This window comes from Enterococcus sp. LJL128, assembly GCF_056924295.1.
Genome location: NZ_JBXPBP010000013.1, coordinates 15,216 through 31,274 on the forward strand (window position 1 = coordinate 15,216; position 16,059 = coordinate 31,274).

The 16,059-nt window shown below is 40.0% G+C and carries 15 protein-coding genes; 12 read left to right on the forward strand and 3 right to left on the reverse strand.

Features of this window, described 5'->3' with window-relative positions; genetic code table 11:
* The first annotated feature begins 72 nt into the window (after positions 1–72).
* Genes AC1Z3K_RS14035 through AC1Z3K_RS14045 form a run of 3 tightly spaced genes read left to right on the forward strand, consistent with a single transcriptional unit; the run spans position 73 to position 4,152 of the window.
* Positions 73–537 (forward strand): MarR family winged helix-turn-helix transcriptional regulator, encoded by a 465-nt coding sequence (locus tag AC1Z3K_RS14035; protein ID WP_461733033.1) that lies wholly within the window; start codon positions 73–75, stop codon positions 535–537.
* Positions 534–2,270 carry an ABC transporter ATP-binding protein gene (locus AC1Z3K_RS14040; protein WP_461733034.1) on the forward strand — a complete coding sequence of 579 codons (1,737 nt, stop codon included), beginning with the start codon at positions 534–536 and terminating at the stop codon, positions 2,268–2,270. Before AC1Z3K_RS14035 ends, AC1Z3K_RS14040 begins: the two co-directional genes overlap by 4 nt.
* Complete coding sequence (locus AC1Z3K_RS14045; protein WP_426081951.1) at positions 2,260–4,152, forward strand: ABC transporter ATP-binding protein; 1,893 nt, start codon at positions 2,260–2,262, stop codon at positions 4,150–4,152. The genes AC1Z3K_RS14040 and AC1Z3K_RS14045 overlap by 11 nt, the downstream gene beginning before the upstream one ends.
* A 195-nt stretch (positions 4,153–4,347) precedes the next feature.
* Here AC1Z3K_RS14045 and AC1Z3K_RS14050 read toward each other — a convergent pair whose 3' ends face one another.
* The gene (locus AC1Z3K_RS14050) at positions 4,348–4,827 is read right to left on the reverse strand and encodes a glutathione peroxidase (protein ID WP_461733035.1); all 480 of its coding nucleotides are present in this window, start codon (positions 4,825–4,827) and stop codon (positions 4,348–4,350) included.
* Positions 4,828–4,951: 124 nt separating this feature from the next.
* Entirely contained in the window at positions 4,952–5,908 is a 957-nt protein-coding gene (locus AC1Z3K_RS14055; protein ID WP_461733036.1) for an aldose epimerase family protein, read from the reverse strand.
* A gap of 122 nt (positions 5,909–6,030) precedes the next feature.
* Between AC1Z3K_RS14055 and AC1Z3K_RS14060 the strand changes: the two genes are divergently transcribed.
* From AC1Z3K_RS14060 to scrK, 5 genes are all read left to right on the forward strand, one after another.
* Complete coding sequence (locus AC1Z3K_RS14060; protein WP_461733037.1) at positions 6,031–7,443, forward strand: FAD-dependent oxidoreductase; 1,413 nt, start codon at positions 6,031–6,033, stop codon at positions 7,441–7,443.
* Positions 7,444–7,454: 11 nt separating this feature from the next.
* On the forward strand, positions 7,455–8,735 hold the full coding sequence (locus AC1Z3K_RS14065) for a transporter permease (RefSeq protein WP_426081947.1): 1,281 nt from the start codon (positions 7,455–7,457) through the stop codon (positions 8,733–8,735).
* 22 nt (positions 8,736–8,757) lie between these two features.
* Positions 8,758–10,890 (forward strand): hydantoinase/oxoprolinase family protein, encoded by a 2,133-nt coding sequence (locus AC1Z3K_RS14070; RefSeq protein WP_461733038.1) that lies wholly within the window; start codon positions 8,758–8,760, stop codon positions 10,888–10,890.
* 10 nt (positions 10,891–10,900) lie between these two features.
* Positions 10,901–11,539, forward strand: a complete 639-nt coding sequence (locus AC1Z3K_RS14075) for a hypothetical protein (RefSeq protein ID WP_426081945.1) — start codon at positions 10,901–10,903, stop codon at positions 11,537–11,539.
* A 112-nt stretch (positions 11,540–11,651) separates the two neighbouring features.
* On the forward strand, positions 11,652–12,530 hold the full coding sequence (gene scrK / locus AC1Z3K_RS14080; RefSeq protein ID WP_461733039.1) for a fructokinase ScrK: 879 nt from the start codon (positions 11,652–11,654) through the stop codon (positions 12,528–12,530).
* Positions 12,531–12,677: 147 nt separating this feature from the next.
* Here the strand turns inward: scrK and AC1Z3K_RS14085 are convergent, their stop codons facing one another.
* On the reverse strand, positions 12,678–13,532 hold the full coding sequence (locus AC1Z3K_RS14085; protein ID WP_426081943.1) for a MurR/RpiR family transcriptional regulator: 855 nt from the start codon (positions 13,530–13,532) through the stop codon (positions 12,678–12,680).
* 403 nt (positions 13,533–13,935) lie between these two features.
* Here AC1Z3K_RS14085 and AC1Z3K_RS14090 point away from each other — a divergent pair, with 403 nt between their 5' ends.
* The 4 genes from AC1Z3K_RS14090 (at position 13,936) to efp (ending at position 15,954) form a co-directional block, all read left to right on the forward strand.
* Complete coding sequence (locus AC1Z3K_RS14090; protein ID WP_461733040.1) at positions 13,936–14,409, forward strand: C39 family peptidase; 474 nt, start codon at positions 13,936–13,938, stop codon at positions 14,407–14,409.
* Positions 14,410–14,790: a hypothetical protein gene (locus tag AC1Z3K_RS14095; protein ID WP_461733041.1), complete on the forward strand. Its 381-nt coding sequence runs from the start codon at positions 14,410–14,412 to the stop codon at positions 14,788–14,790.
* Between the two features lie 31 nt (positions 14,791–14,821).
* Complete coding sequence (locus AC1Z3K_RS14100; RefSeq protein WP_461733042.1) at positions 14,822–15,265, forward strand: hypothetical protein; 444 nt, start codon at positions 14,822–14,824, stop codon at positions 15,263–15,265.
* A 128-nt stretch (positions 15,266–15,393) separates the two neighbouring features.
* The gene (gene efp, locus AC1Z3K_RS14105) at positions 15,394–15,954 is read left to right on the forward strand and encodes an elongation factor P (RefSeq protein ID WP_426081939.1); all 561 of its coding nucleotides are present in this window, start codon (positions 15,394–15,396) and stop codon (positions 15,952–15,954) included.
* The last annotated feature ends 105 nt before the right edge of the window (positions 15,955–16,059 follow it).

Sequence of the window (16,059 nt, forward strand, 5' to 3'; positions counted from 1 at the left end):
ATTTTCCTTGACCTTTTCTAAGAGAATGTCGTAAAATAGTTAGGCAACGAACTATTTAAGAAGGAATGGATTATGAGTAAAAAAACAGCGTTACGAGTCAAAATTGTAGCAAATGAGCTGAATCGAAAAGTTGCGGAGCTATTAAAGGAAGACGGTGAACCTTCTTCCGGAATTCAGATGCGTATACTGAATTTCATTGACAGAAAGAACCATAAAGAAGAGCCTGTTTATCAAAAGGATATTGAGCATGAATTTGATATTCGTCGCTCTACAGCCAGCGGTATCCTGCAAAGAATGGAAAAACGCCAGCTGATTGAACGTCAGAGCTGTAAGGATGATAATCGTCTGAAGGCTATTTTTTTGACGCTAAATGGTCAGGTAAAGGTAAAGGAAAATATCTGCAAGCTGGAAAAATTTGATAAACAGCTGATTCAGGATATTTCTGAAGAGGAGCTTGAAACATTTTTCAATTTATTGGAAAAGTTATCCGATAATTGTAAAAAAATAGAAATTGGGGAAGGTAGGCGAACTACATGATAAAAAAATTACTTGCTAATGTAGGTGAGTATAAAAAAGAAAGCATCATCACTCCGATTTATGTGACTGGTGAAGTTATCTTAGATATTATTATTCCTTTAGTCATGGCGATGATGATTGATAATGGTATTGAAAAAGGCGATACGAAAGCAATTTTGATGTATGGCGCGTTATTATTCGTATGTGCAGTTATTGCATTGTTTTTGGGCGCGATGTCCGGCCGTTATGCAGCCGTAGCGTCTGCTGGTTTTGCAAAAAATTTGAGAGGCAATTTATTTAAAAAAATTCAAGGCTTCTCATTTTCCAATATTGACCGGTTCTCAACATCCAGTTTGATTACACGGATGACAACAGATGTAACCAATATTCAAAATGCCTATCAGATGATTATTCGTTTGTTAGTAAGAAGCCCGTTGATTTTCATTTTCTCATTAGCGATGGCTTTCAAGATTAACAAAGACTTATCTGTCATTTATTTAGCGGTAGTACCATTTTTGATTATTGGGCTGGCACTGGTTATCTATTTCGCCCATCCGATTTTTGAAAAAGTTTTTCGGATTTACGACCGTTTGAATAATGTGGTACAGGAAAATCTACAGGGAATTCGAGTAGTAAAATCTTATGTGAGAGAAGACTTCGAAGATGAAAAATTCAAAACAGTATCAAAAGATATCTACAAGAATTTTTCTAAAGCTCAAAGTATAGTTGCCTTCAATAACCCTGTGCTGCAGTTTGCAGTGTATACCTGTATGCTGCTGATTTCATGGCTGGGTGCAAAATTTGTAGTGGGCAGTACGCTGACAACAGGAGAATTGATTAGTATGTTTACGTATACTATGCAGATTTTGATGAGTCTGAACATGCTTTCCATGGTTTTTGTTATGGTCATTATAGCCCGCACTTCTGCAGAGCGTGTCACAGAGGTTCTGTCGGAAGAAAGTGATTTGAAGAATAATGCAGATCCATTATACGATGTACCCAATGGATCAGTGACGTTTAAAGATGTTTGCTTTAGCTATGCCAACGATCCGGAAAAGCTGGCGTTGATGCATGCTGACATGAGCATCAAGCCTGGTGAAGTCATCGGGATTGTCGGTGGAACTGGTAGTTCGAAATCGACTATGGTTCAGCTGATTCCCCGATTATATGACGTGACCAACGGAGTTATTGAGGTTGGTGGTCATGATGTTCGGGACTATGATTTGAAAACACTGCGGGATCAGGTAAGTATGGTGCTGCAGAATAATGTACTATTTACTGGAACGATTAAAGAAAATCTCCGCTGGGGAAATGAAGATGCTACCGATGAAGATATCATCAGAGTCTGTAAAATTGCCCAAGCTGACGGATTTATTCAGGAGTTTCCTGATAAGTACGATACAATGCTTTCTCAAGGCGGAAACAATGTGTCAGGCGGACAAAAGCAGCGGTTATGTATTGCCAGAGCACTGCTGAAGCAGCCTAAAATCCTAATTATGGATGATTCAACAAGTGCTGTCGATACAAAAACAGATAGGTTAATTCGAGAAGGAATGAGAAAAGAAATTCCGGGAACAACAACCTTTATTATTGGTCAGCGGGTTTCTTCTGTTCAGGATTCCGACAGAATTATTGTAATGGACAAAGGAATGATTAATGCAATCGGCACACACGATGAACTATTGGAAACAAATCCGATCTATCAGGAAGTGTATGAATCTCAGCAGAAAGGATTTGGTGAAGATGATGAATAATCCGAAAAAAGGTGCACGCGGACCACAACAGCCGCTGAAAACACTAGGCCGTCTGTTTTCTTATATGTTTCAAAAATATAAGTTTCTTCTAATTCTAGTGATTGCCTTCATCCTGATTAGTACGTATGCAAATGTACGTGGTTCTCTGTTCCTACAGGTCGTTATTGATGATCATATCACTCCGCTTTTAGGACAGTCGAATCCAAATTTCTCTGGTCTGCTGAAGGCTATTACAACAATGGCCTTTATCTATGGCATCGGAATTTTATCCAATCTATTTTATAATCTGATTATGGTTCGAATTAGTGAAGGAACACAAAAAGAAATTCGTGATCAGATGTTTACCCATATGGAAACACTGCCGATTGGTTATTTTGACTCAAATTCTGATGGAGATATCATGAGTCATTTTACTAATGATACGGATACGCTAAGGCAGATGATTTCACAAAGTATTCCTAATCTGCTGGCAGCGGTTGTCAGCTTTGTCAGTGTCTTTATTGCTATGTTCACAATCAGTGTTCCGCTGACGTTAATCGTGATTGTCTCAGTAGGTATCATGATTCTAACCATTCGGACAATTGCCGGTCGAAGTGGCAGATACTTTGGTAAGCAGCAAAAAGATTTGGGAAAAGTAAATGGTTATATTGAAGAAATGATGCATGGACAAAAAGTTGTTAAAATCTTTAATCATGAGCCGAAGGTTATTGAAGAATTCAATGAAATCAATGAATCACTTCGTGAGAGTGCCACACAGGCCAATAAATACGCGAACAGTCTAATGCCGATTATGATGAACCTGTTGAATATTCAGTATGTACTGCTGGCCATTATCGGCGGGTTATTCTCAGTCTATGGTATTTCAGGCTTAACGATTGGGATGATTGCTTCCTTCCTGCAGCTAAGCCGGTCATTGAACATGCCGATTAGTCAGGTCTCTCAGCAAATTAACTTTGTTATCATGGCACTGGCAGGTGCTGACCGCATCTTCAAGCTAATTGATGAGAAGTCAGAAGTTGACGATGGGTATGTAACCTTGGTTAATGTAACACGTCAGGAGAACGGCGCCTTAGCAGAAAGCCAAGCCCGGACGGGACTATGGGCTTGGAAGCATCCCCATGAAGATGGAACAGTTACCTATACAGAGCTGACAGGGGATGTTCGGTTTGAAGATGTATCCTTTGGTTATGTAGAAAATAAAAGGGTTCTAAAAGATATTCAGCTTTATGCAGAGCCAGGTCAGAAAGTAGCCTTTGTGGGTGCAACTGGTGCGGGTAAAACAACTATTACCAACCTGATTAATCGTTTTTATGATATTCAGGAAGGAAAAATCCGTTACGATGGAATCAATGTCAAGAAAATTAAAAAGCATTCTCTGAGAAGATCTTTAGGGATTGTCTTACAGGATACACACTTGTTTACTGGTACGATTCGAGAAAATATTCGTTATGGAAAACTTGATGCTAGTGATGAGGATGTTGTTGAAGCAGCTCAGCTGGCAAATGCAGAGGTCTTTATCAATAACCTGCCTGATAAATATGATACAGTCATTACCGGAGACGGAGAAGGCTTGTCACAAGGGCAGCGCCAGCTTTTAGCTATTGCCCGGGCAGCGATTGCTGATCCGCCGGTGATGATTATGGACGAGGCGACTTCTAGTATTGATACTAGAACAGAGAAGCATGTTCAGGCGGGGATGGATCGTTTGATGAACGGGCGGACCGTTTTCGTGATTGCCCATCGTCTGTCAACCATTCAAAATTCGGATGTTATTATGGTAATGGACCATGGTCGAATCATCGAACGCGGCAGTCATGATGATTTATTAGCTGAAAAAGGTGTTTATTATCAACTATATACTGGAAAAGTTGAATTAGATTAATGTAACGTGAAAAAGGAACCGTATAAACCATCGTTTTCTCTAGAAAATAAGATGGCTTATACGGTTTTTCTTGTTAGTATTCTGTTCTGATTAATAGGAGTAAAACGTCCTGTTCCCTATGCAGAAGGAGTATGAGTAAGATCCCCTCAACTCATTTTTCTATACGCTATTCTTTCAGCTTTTGATTTAGAACGATTAGTTTGCAGCCAATAGCGCATCGATATCTGCGGTCATTTTTAGCGGATTAGTTTGAGGTGCATAACGCTGCACAACTTCGCCCTGCTGATTCACCAGAAATTTGGTGAAGTTCCATTTTATCACACTACCCAATGTACCGCCCGTTTCTTCCTTCAAATAGCTGAACAGAGGCAACGCCTCTTTCCCATTTACCCGGCACAGCTGATGCATCGGGAAGGTTACTCCATAAGTTAGGCGGCAGGCTTCCGCAGCCTCCTGACCATTTTCAAGCTCTTGTTTAAATTGATCGGATGGGAACCCCAGAACAACTAAACCTTGATTCTTATACGTTTTATATAATTCTTCCAGTTGTTCAAACTGAGGTGCCAGTCCACATTTTGTTGCGGTATTTACAATAATTAGGGGCTGACCTTTATAGCGGTCAAGTGAATAGGTTTCTTCGTTTTCAAGTGTTGCTTCAAAATCATAAATGGACATGCAAATCCCTCTTTTCCTGTATCTGTCTGTGTAATTCCTGCAAAAGCTTCTATTGCAAGTCTTTATATTATCAGTATAGTACGAAATGAGGAATAACACACGGTAAACAGCTCACTTGCACCTTTCAAATGTGAAGAAAAGTATAGCTGGTTTTGGCGTAGTAGGGCTTATCTATTGTAATTAGAGCAGCTTCTAAATCATTTGCCGGAAGCTGTGTTTCAAAAGTAATACCTGCATATCTCGGATAACAGCGCCCGTCAATGCTAAAGGCAGGTTGTTCCTGATTGAAGGTGAAAATGACTGCGGCCGGCAAGGTCGTTTTAATGCGAACGGCTCGGCCGTTTTTTTTATGCCGAATTAGTCCCTCTTTTTTCTCTCCCAGTTTAAACGTTGTATCCAGACCACCGTAGGCTGCTAGATTACTTAGTGATTTTCCTGTAGGCTGAGTAAAATCCCATTGGCTGTTGGTCGGAATAGATGAAAGTCCGGAAATCAGTTTTTGCTCATTCTCCAAATAGTAAGCTGTACTATCTAGGTAAAGTGAATGGCTTTCGACAGAGTCAAAGAGATTGCCGTTCAAGTTAAAATAGATATGATTAGTTGGATTAAAAAAAGCTGTACGCTCTGTACGAGCGGTGATTTCCATAGTCAGCTGTTTTGATAATGTTAGAGAATAACAAACTTCAGCCTCCAACTGATTTTTCCTATCAGAAAAAGAAAAAATAAGCTGAGCAGTATCCTCTGTTTGGTGAATGGTATATCGCCATAGCTGCTTATCATAACCCGCTGTTCCCCCGTGAAAATGCAGCGGGGCTCTATTTTGTTCTAGGCTGGTATGACGAGGATGATATCGTCCTGCTAAAGGAGCGACAATTGCTCCTGAATAGGTTCGCTCTTTTATCCATTCCAACGGATTGTCAGGTATTAATGTCACATTTTCATAGTTTTTGTTCTTATCTGAAAATTTTATTCCATAAATAGCACTCCCTAAATTGCTAAAGGTTACAGAGAACTCATCTTCTATTGAAAAGCTAATGAAATGAACGTCTTCGGTGACTTTTACTTTACTTACCTGGATCATGTTGTCAGCCCCTTTCAAAATTAGTATAGCATATTTAAGAATATTTTTTTCATAAATGTTGACATTTTTTGAAAATATTGTATTATGTGTGTAAGCGCTAACCTATTAAGGAGGAATTTCAGATGATTCATGTAAAGGATTTGAAAGAATCTTACGATGTCATTGTTGCAGGAGGAGGGATGTCTGGTGCCTTTGCTGCAATTGCTGCAGCAAAGAATGGAGCGAAGGTACTAATCATTGATCAAAATGGCTATTTTGGCGGAACGTTGACTGCGAATGGTGTTGGACCAATGATGACATTTTTTGCAGGCGAAAAACAGGTAATTCAAGGATTAGGGGAAGATATGGTTCAACGTCTCGTGAAGCGGGGCTACTCGCCAGGACATGTGTTGGATTCAACGAATTATATTTCCTATGTTACGCCTTTTTCTGCAGAGGGTTTAAAAATGGTGCTGGATGAGATGGTAACGGAAGCTGGCTGCGACGTGCTTTTCCATACGTACCTGATAGATGTTGAGCTAAAAGAGAAGGAGTTGACAAGTCTTGTTGTCTCTAACAAGGACGGCATTTCAAGAATTCATGGAAAAGTTTTTATTGATGCTTCAGGAGATGCTGATTTAGCAACACAGGCCGGTATTCCTTTTCAGCTAGGTAGAGAAGCAGATAACGCCATGCAGCCAATGACAATGAATATGAAGGTCTATGGTGTGGATACAAAGGCTTTAAGACAGGCAGTTTTGGCTGAACCGGAAAAATTTCCACGCCTGAATAGAGATCTCAATGTGATGAAAAATACGGAAATCCTATCATTTGTAGGGTTTGATGAAGAATTCAAAAGAGCCAAGGAAAATGGTGAAATCTCTATTCCAAGAGAGGATATTCTCTTTTTTGAAACAGGCACACCGGGAGAATTCATTATGAATACTTCTAGAATCATTAATGAAAGCGGTGTATCTGCTGCAGGCTTGACAAGGGCGGAAATGTTGGGAAGAGAACAATGTGAGGAGCTTTATCGGTTCCTTGTAAAAAATATTCCCGGCTTTGAGCAGGCCCAGGTAGCCTACACTGGACCAAGCGTTGGCGTTAGAGGCACCAGACAAATCAGAGGAGTTTACACACTGACGAATGAAGATGTACTGGAAAATAAAGATTTTCAAACAGCAATTGCACATTCCGGTTATCCGATTGATATTCACAATCCTAAGGGAGAAGGAACAGTATCTGTTCACAGTAATCAAAATGAAGAGCTTCAGGATCATGCATTTAACAGAGATGCCTTCAATAGCTATTATAAAATTCCTTATGAAATCATGATTACGAATGAGTTAGATAATTTGATTGTAACCGGACGATGTGTTTCAGCTTCCTTTGAAGCGCAGGCGGCAATCCGCACGACGCCGACAATGACTGCCATCGGACAAGCAGCCGGGACAGCAGCAGCACAGGCCGTTAAATGGGGGCAGTCAGTAAAGGACATTGATATTCCGAAATTACAGGATACATTAATTAAACAAGGAAGCTATATCGAAAAATAGGAGGAGAAGAGATGGAAACAGTACAGTTAATTGGTATTTTACTTGTGTTTTTAGTAATGGTCGGCTTAATGATGACGAGGAAGGTGCCGACAATTCTTGCCCTTCCTATTATGGCAATAGCTATTTCTTTTATTGCCGGCATTCAGTTTATGTCGAATGACGGGGAGCAGTTTACGATTGTAAAGGATGTTCTGGAAGCTGGTTCGATGCGGATGTCAACAGCTATCTCCGGATTGATTTTTGGGTCACTGTTCGGTAAGGTGTTAAGCAAAGTTGGCGTAACAGAAACAATCATTAAGAAGGCAGCGGAGATGGCAGGAGATAAAGCCCTGCCGATAGCTTTGTCCTTCCTGGCAGTATGTTCCGTTATTTTTGCTGCCAGCAACGGCTTGGGAATGGTTATTTTGGTTGGAACGATTATTATCCCAATTATGATTTCAGCGGGTCTGTCGCCAATGGTCAGCGGGATTATTCTTTTGCTGGCAAACGGGATAGGAGTGACTTTCTCCGTATCAACACTAGCAGTTTATATTGATGTATTAGGGTTACCGCTGGAAACAGTAACTTCTTATTCCTGGCTGGTCGGCGTTCCGCTAATCATCGTATCTGTCTTAATGGTATTTTACTATATCAAGTTTCAAGGGAAACGCCGGAAGGCATGGGCAATGCCTGTAAAGCAAAGAAATAATGGACAGGTTCGAAGCATAGCCCTGATTTCACCAATTATCCCAGTCGTTTTAGTATTTGCCTTTAAAGTTCCGTTGGTTGCTTCCATTATTATTGGTATTGCAGCGGCTCTGCTATTAAGTACACCAAAAAATCCGATTCATGTAGTCAGCAGCTCCTTTGTTGAAGGGATTCAGGATGTAGCTGGTGCGGCTGGTCTGATGATTGGCATCGGGATGCTTTTAAATGCAGTAATGTCTGTTGAAGTTTCACAAATTCTGCAGCCGGCGATTTCCATGATGATTCCTAAAAATCAACTGATGTTTATTCTAGTCTTTGGCTTGCTGTCGCCGTTAGCTATCTATCGCGGTCCATTAAATGTTTGGGGTCTAGGCAGCGGGATTATTTCTTTACTGGTTGCCGGCGGTATGAATCCGATAGCAGCAATGGTAGCATTGCGCTTAGATAGTAATGTTCAAGCTGTCTGTGATCCGACAAATTCACATAATGTCTGGGTATCAGATTTCACAAAAACAGATGTCAACGAAGTCTTGAAGAAAACAATTGTCTGGATTACTGTATCCACAGTCATTGGATTGATTGTATCTTCATTCTTCCTATATTAAGAGACGGTTGGAAGGGATTAGTATGAGTAAAAAAGTAAGAATCGGTATTGACGTAGGCGGTACATTTACAGATGCAGTTGCCATTGATAATGAAACCTATGATGTGATTGCAAAATTGAAAATTCCTACTACCCATGAAGAGGGCGTAGCTCAGGGGATAGTTACAATTATTCAGAAGCTTTTAACAGAAAATAAGATTGCGCCGGAAGATGTAATGTTCATAGCTCATGGGACAACACAGGCAACAAATGCACTTCTTGAAGGTGATGTTGCCAAGGTTGGAATTATCGGGATGGGCACAGGAATGGATGCCCGAACAGCCAAGAAAGAAACAGCTATTGAGCATATTGAGCTGGCACCTAACAAGTATCTAAGCTCTGAGCATTTATTCATTGACTCAGCCAAATTAAACAATGAAGCGATAGAAGCGGGTATCCGCACATTAGTAGGAAATGACTGCCAAGTAGTTGTGGCCAGTGAAGCCTACTCGGTAGATGATCCGGAAAATGAGCTGACTGTGATCAAAAAGGCACAGGAAATGCAGCTCTATGCGACAGGCGGTCATGAGATTTCTCAGCTTTACGGTTTGAAAATGCGGACGCGGACAGCGGTAGTTAATGCTTCGCTGATTCCCAAGATGATGCAGACGGCAAACATGACAGAGGATGCGGTCCTAAATACTAATATTCAGTCCAATCTGATGATTATGCGTTGTGACGGCGGTGTGATGAGCATTAACGAAGTGAGACAACGACCGATTTTAACTATGCTGTCTGGACTTGCGGCTGGTGTAGCTGGTGCACTGATGTATGAAAAAGTCAGCGATGGCATTTTCTTTGAGGTTGGCGGTACAAGTGTGGATATTTCGGTTATCAAAAATGGAAAAGTAATGATTAAATACGCTCAGGTCGGCGGACACAAAACCTATCTACGTTCATTGGATGTTCGGACGCTGGCAGTTGCAGGCGGTAGTATGATTCGGGCAAAAGGTGGGAAAATCATTGATGTAGGTCCTCGAAGTGCCCACATTGCCGGACTCGAATATGAATGCTTCACAGATAAAGAAAACTTGGCTGACCCTGTTATTGCATTTGTCTCCCCTCGTGAAGGAGATCCCAATGAATACGCAGTGGTTCAAAGCAGTACCGGAAATACCTACTCTTATACATTAGCTGGAGCGGCTAACCTATTGGGCTATGTTCCGGCAGGAGACTATGCAGAAGGAAAGCGGGAAAGTAATCAGGCAGCCTGGGAGGCGTTAGGTGCTTATCTTGGCATGTCGGCAGAAGCAGCAGCTAAAGAAGTTGTACGCTTGGCAATGGAAAAGCTGGAGCCGGTTATCGATGAACTCATTGACGAATATGAGATGGACCGCAGCTTTATTACCTTAGTTGGCGGCGGCGGCAGCGGAGCTATCGTTGTACCTGCACTGGCAGAACATTTCAATTATAAATGGAAGCTGGCTAAGAATGCGCCTTATATTTCTACGATTGGTGTGGCGCTGGCTATGGTACGGGAACAGATTGAACGGTCTGTTAATAATCCTACAGAGCAGGATATCAAAAAAATCAGAGCAGATGTCATTGAGAAAATTATTCAGTCTGGTGCCAATGAAGAAACAGTAGAAGTCAATATCGAAATTGATTCTCAGCGAAACATCGTTCGAGCAGTGGCGACGGGTGCAACAGAGCTAAGGCAAAAAAATCTCGGAGCAGCAGATGTTACTGAAGACGAGCTGAGACAAATCACTTCAGAAGCTTTAGGTATTGATGGAAATACAGTGCAGAGGATTGCTCAAATTGGACGCTGGAATTTGATGGATGCTTTAGTCGTTAAGAAGAAATTCTTGTTTAAGAGTAAGCAGAATAATGTTTGCGTAGTGGATCGGGAAGGGGTAGTGCGCTTTAAACGAAGCAATGCCCACTATCTGACTTTCAAGAAAAATCAGACAGAATCTGATTTCCTGTCCTTCGTAGATGACTATACAATCTATTCAGACGCCAATGCGACTATCCCTAAGGTATTTCTATTTTATAAAGAAAAAATGCTTGATTTGACTGGGATGCAGACAATTGAGCAGTTGACGTCTATAATGGATGTAGAGACAGAAAATCTTGAACCGGATGAGGAAATTATTGCTGTCGCTTATAAATAGAGGTGAAAATATGATGGATTTTTCTGATGGGTTTTTAGGCTATTTAGAGTTGAAGCAGGATTTGCTGTTCCATAAAATTCCAGATGAAAAAGTACCCTATTATGTCCGAGAGGCTCTAGAGATTGGGCGAAAATTAGGGCAAGAGTTCAAGGGGAAATCTCCGGAGGAATTACTAGCTGATAGAAATATTGCTGTTAAGACAGATGAGGGAGACGGCAGTTTTTTTAAGGTAACTTTTAGGGCCCAGTTTGAAGCAGACCGGAAAGGCAATCATCAGGTACTTATCTATGACCAGTCAATCCGAGCACTAGCTGAAGCTAACCAACTGGAGATGGAGGCGATGAAGAATATTGTGCTGATGCATGAGTTCTTCCATTATCTTGAATATGGTCATGGATTAATGGTTCCCGATCAGTTGGAGAATATCGAATCTTTTCAGTTCTTAGGCTTATCAAGGAAGGCGAAGGTTCAGCGGACGAGCGAAATTGCTGCCAACAGCTTTACAAAAGAAGCACTGGACTTGCCTTTTCTACCGAGCTGCTATGACTATATTTATCTGCTTAAAACAGGAGGTATAACTGAATCTGAGCTTGTAAGTGAACAACAGCAATATAAAAAGCTTTTTGAAAAAGTTGAAAAAAGTAACTAGAAATAGAGGACAACAGCAGCTTTTTAAATTAGAATAGAAGAGAAATCGTGTATAAGGTTCAATAGACTTTGTACACGTTTTGTCTTTAGAAATGAGAGTGGAGGACAGAAGGATGAGTAAGTTATTAGGCAGCATTGAAGCTGGAGGAACGAAGTTTGTCTGTGCAGTCGGCAATATGAACTTTGAGGTACAGGATACTGCTGTTTTTCCAACAGGAAATCCAGAGGAGACGATGGCTAAAGCCATTGAGTTTTTCAGCAACTATGAGATTGCTGCAATTGGGATTGGGTCTTTTGGCCCTGTCGATGTGAATCCGAATTCAGAAAAGTATGGTGAAATTTTAGCTACTCCTAAATTAGAATGGCGAGGGTTTAACATTCTCAAGGCACTGAAAAAGCATCTGGATGTTCCCGTATTTTTGACAACAGATGTCAATTCAAGTGCTTTTGGTGAGTATACAAAGGGCGCTGCACAGGAAGATAACTCCTGCGTTTATTATACAGTAGGTACTGGGATTGGCGGTGGCGCAATTCAAAATGGAGAATTTATCGGCGGCTTCACCCATACTGAAATGGGGCATGCTTACGTAAAACGTCATCCGCTGGATGCTGATTTTAAAGGAGTCTGTCCTTCACATGGCGCAGACTGTCTGGAGGGGCTAGCCTCGGGACCAAGTCTGCAGGCTAGAACGGGTCTTCGAGGTGAAAAGGTGGGGGAAGAGCATGATGTCTGGGCTATTGAAGCGTACTATATCGCTCAGTTGGCTTTTAATACTCGTCTGAATTTTGCGCCGGAACGGATTATTTTCGGCGGTGGAGTGATGCAGCAGGATCACTTGATGGAAAAGGTTCGTGCCATTTTTAAAGAACTGAATAATGGGTATGTAGATGTTCCCAATTTGGATACATATATTATAAATCCAGCTATTCCAGGCAATGGCAGTGCAACAATCGGCAACTTTGCCTTGGCATTGCGCGAACTGAAAAAATAAAAAAAGAGAATAGGAAATAATAAATTCTCAGACTCTTAGTCTACCTAAATCCGAATAAGCGAAGATTCGAAAGCTGCTTATTCAAAGAGAAGCCGTACTATATTGAAAATGGGTGCCAACCATTTTCGTATAGTACGGCCTTTTTTATTACCATTCATATTTTGATGAATCCGCAGATTGAAAGGAATTAATAATCGTATCGCTGCTTAGCTTACGCTGCCGCAATCCACGATTGTCTCTCAAAATTGTGGCATAGATAATATCAAGAATTAGTGAAATCATTGGTGAATTTGAGAGAACTAGCGGATTATTCGCCATGACATGATCCGGTGTAATAATCTTTATGTCAATAAGATCATTGATTTTAGGATTATCATTTCCCGATAGAAGCATTGTTTTAACATTCTTCTTTTTGATATTCGATAAGAAAGGAATAACATCCTTGCTGATTACAGAAGGAACGACCGCAATCAAAAGGGAATCACTGTTCATGTTTTCAATAGATAGTTGTGCCTCCAGTGATTCCTTCAAGGTTGTAACATCCAAACCAATTTGCCGCAGTTTAAAAGCAAATTCATCGCTGATAAAGGATGTCGTATAAATTGACAGGATAAATATTTTGCGTGAAAGGATAATGGAGGAGGCTGCGTCTTCTATTGTCTTCTCATCCAGCAAAGCACAGGTATTCAGCAGCATTTTCTGGTAATCATGAGTGACGTACTCTAATAGATTGGATTCATCAACGGCTTCATCGCTAAACTTGTCAAATTGTGTATTGCTTTGGGCTAAGGCAATTTTAAATTTATTGAATCCCTTATAGCCAATTTTCTTGCAAAAACGATTAATACTAGCTTCAGAAGTATTGATTTTTCTTGCAAGAGTAGTAATTGTATTTGTAATGACGAAATCAGGATTTTCTATCACAAACTGACTTATTTCATACTCGCTTGTCGTAAAGGTTGATTCAAGAGAAATGATTTTTAAAATCACTGCAGACTGCATAATGACACCTCTTCTAAAAGTTCTTACCCATCATTATAGCAGATTATCAGATGTCGTGTGTGGATAAAAAACTGTTTGCTTTTTGCATACTTAAAAGTAAGTAGAATGAAAATAAAAAATCAAAAAAAATGATAGGCTTTGCCAAATTTTTTACGCTCATTATGTTGAAGGTAAAGGCTTATCTCCAATAAGGCTGTAGTCAAGTTAGCAGAAATGATAGAAAAATGAATGAATGTATAGAGAAATACAGAAAGACTATTGCCTAAATAGCTAGAACAGGGTACTTTAAAAGTAATAAGAAAGAATGAACACTGGGAAGGTTTAGCTAAGAAAGGCAGAGGAGAACTTTTTTTCTGAAATAAACAAGTTGTTTGGCTGGTTGAACAACTACGGAGGGATTATGATGAAAAAGAGGAGCAGAAAATTCTGGTTTTTAGGAGGAGCAGTTATTCTCATGATTTTCCTAATCTTTTTAGGAGGAAGAATCCTAAAGAAAGAATCAGGAAAATCAACTGATGCTACAATTGGCTCGTCAATCAACGAGGGCAGACCTGCAGTCAGCTCGTCAAGCTCGATAGAGAAAGATGACGGAGATCGTATTCCCAGCCAAGAAATCAGTACAAGTGAGCAGCAGAGTACAATGAGCGACACGTCAAATGAGAGAAAACACGAATATGAAACTGTGCTGGGCGTAGAGATTGAACGGAAAATAAGTTTGCCAATTAGACAGCGAATACAAGAGACAAATTACTACTGTGTACCAGCAACTGTCCAAATGCTGCTGGAGAGTTTTGGTTTTGATGTTGAGCAAGAAATAGTGGCACAACAAATGAAAACGAGTTCTGTTACAGGTACAGAATATATTGAGATGGTTTAAGTGATTAATGCTTATTTATTTGATAAGGAAATAGCGGATGAAGGTGAATCAGGCTATCGGGTACAAGTAGTTGCTGCTAATGAAACGGAAGAGGGAGAGAATTTATTTAAAAAAAGAATAAAAAAAAATATTGATAATGGCTATCCAAGCTTTGCAGCAGTGGATTTGAATAAATTATATCCCGATTTACCTAGAGCGAATCATATGATATTAATAGTTGGTTATGCCACTTATAAAAATAGTGAAGAAATTGCATTTTATTATATAAATGATCCCTATCCTCTTGTTCAAGACCCAGTTTTTGGAAATCAAAAAATAGTTCCGGAATACGAGCTGTTTGAAGCAATCACTCGAAATGAGGAGCCTGCATATATTTGGTAAGGATTTGTATAAAAAGAACAGGGGGATAGTGATGAAAAAGCGGATGGTTGTTCTTTGTTTTCTTCAGTTGATCATTCTAGGTTCTTGTAAAAATAATTCTGAGCGAACTAAGGAGATACTGCCTGAATCAAGCTATTTAGGAGAATGGAAAGTAACCTATACAAATGACCAGAATTTAACTTATGATTTTTTGGAAGACAAAATAATTATAAAGGATGGAAATGGTAAGAGCAGTATATTGCCTTATCATGTAAATCAGAAAACAGACAAATATATTAATTTTACAGAGGCAGATAGTGAAATGGAGATAACACTTACGCTCCATTTCCCCTACACTACAGATTTGTCAACAGCAGTTCTCTTGTCCAACGTGACGAAAGAGGAGCCTTTGTCAGATAACTTATTTGCTGTGATGAATCGGGAGGAGTACATTGATTATACTCCATACTATGATTATCAAGAATATTTAGAATGAAAAGATCAAGCAGCAAAAAGAAAAAAGTGAGAAATTGATGATCTGTTCCGTTATTTCCTAGCTTAACGTTAGGGAATTTGCTACAATGATTTGGAGATTATTTTTTTAGGAAAGAGGAGGATCATCCCATGATTGCAATCAGTGATCTTAAATCAGGAATGACATTTGAACAAGATGGTAAATTAATCAAAGTATTAGAGGCAAGCCACCACAAGCCTGGTAAAGGAAATACAGTTATGCGTATGAAGCTGAAGGATGTGCGTTCAGGTTCTACCACTGAAACAACAATGCGTCCAGATGATAAGGTGAAAAAGGCTCATATCGATACAAAGCCTGCGCAATACTTATACAGCCAGGATGATACAGCAATTTTCATGGATATGGAAACATATGAGCAATATGAAATTCCAACTGAAGCAATTGATGAAGAGCTAAAATATCTTTTAGAAAATATGGAAGTTAAGATTCAGTTCTACGGTTCAGAAGTAATAGGTATTACTTTGCCGACTACAGTTATTTTGACTGTAGCTGAAACACAGCCTTCAATCAAAGGGGCTACAGTTACAGGCTCTGGTAAACCAGCAACAATGGAAACTGGCTTAGTAGTGAATGTTCCTGACTTTGTTGAAGCAGGTGAAAAGCTGGAAATCAATACACAAGAAGGTACTTACCTGAAACGTGCAAAATAAAAAATGAAAACCGGAACGGTATTTGAGGCCGTTCCGGTTTTTTTATATGCTTGTGGAAGGCAAACGTTGCTTATGGTATCTTTCCTTAAGACGAATACAATGCGC

Coding starts and splice junctions, on each gene's coding strand:
- AC1Z3K_RS14035 (WP_461733033.1), top strand. CDS start 73: ATGAGTAAAAAAACAGCGTTACGAGTCAAAATTGTAGCAAATGAGCTG.
- AC1Z3K_RS14040 (WP_461733034.1), top strand. CDS start 534: ATGATAAAAAAATTACTTGCTAATGTAGGTGAGTATAAAAAAGAAAGC.
- AC1Z3K_RS14045 (WP_426081951.1), top strand. CDS start 2,260: ATGATGAATAATCCGAAAAAAGGTGCACGCGGACCACAACAGCCGCTG.
- AC1Z3K_RS14050 (WP_461733035.1), bottom strand. CDS start 4,827: ATGTCCATTTATGATTTTGAAGCAACACTTGAAAACGAAGAAACCTAT.
- AC1Z3K_RS14055 (WP_461733036.1), bottom strand. CDS start 5,908: ATGATCCAGGTAAGTAAAGTAAAAGTCACCGAAGACGTTCATTTCATT.
- AC1Z3K_RS14060 (WP_461733037.1), top strand. CDS start 6,031: ATGATTCATGTAAAGGATTTGAAAGAATCTTACGATGTCATTGTTGCA.
- AC1Z3K_RS14065 (WP_426081947.1), top strand. CDS start 7,455: ATGGAAACAGTACAGTTAATTGGTATTTTACTTGTGTTTTTAGTAATG.
- AC1Z3K_RS14070 (WP_461733038.1), top strand. CDS start 8,758: ATGAGTAAAAAAGTAAGAATCGGTATTGACGTAGGCGGTACATTTACA.
- AC1Z3K_RS14075 (WP_426081945.1), top strand. CDS start 10,901: ATGATGGATTTTTCTGATGGGTTTTTAGGCTATTTAGAGTTGAAGCAG.
- scrK (WP_461733039.1), top strand. CDS start 11,652: ATGAGTAAGTTATTAGGCAGCATTGAAGCTGGAGGAACGAAGTTTGTC.
- AC1Z3K_RS14085 (WP_426081943.1), bottom strand. CDS start 13,532: ATGCAGTCTGCAGTGATTTTAAAAATCATTTCTCTTGAATCAACCTTT.
- AC1Z3K_RS14090 (WP_461733040.1), top strand. CDS start 13,936: ATGAAAAAGAGGAGCAGAAAATTCTGGTTTTTAGGAGGAGCAGTTATT.
- AC1Z3K_RS14100 (WP_461733042.1), top strand. CDS start 14,822: ATGAAAAAGCGGATGGTTGTTCTTTGTTTTCTTCAGTTGATCATTCTA.
- efp (WP_426081939.1), top strand. CDS start 15,394: ATGATTGCAATCAGTGATCTTAAATCAGGAATGACATTTGAACAAGAT.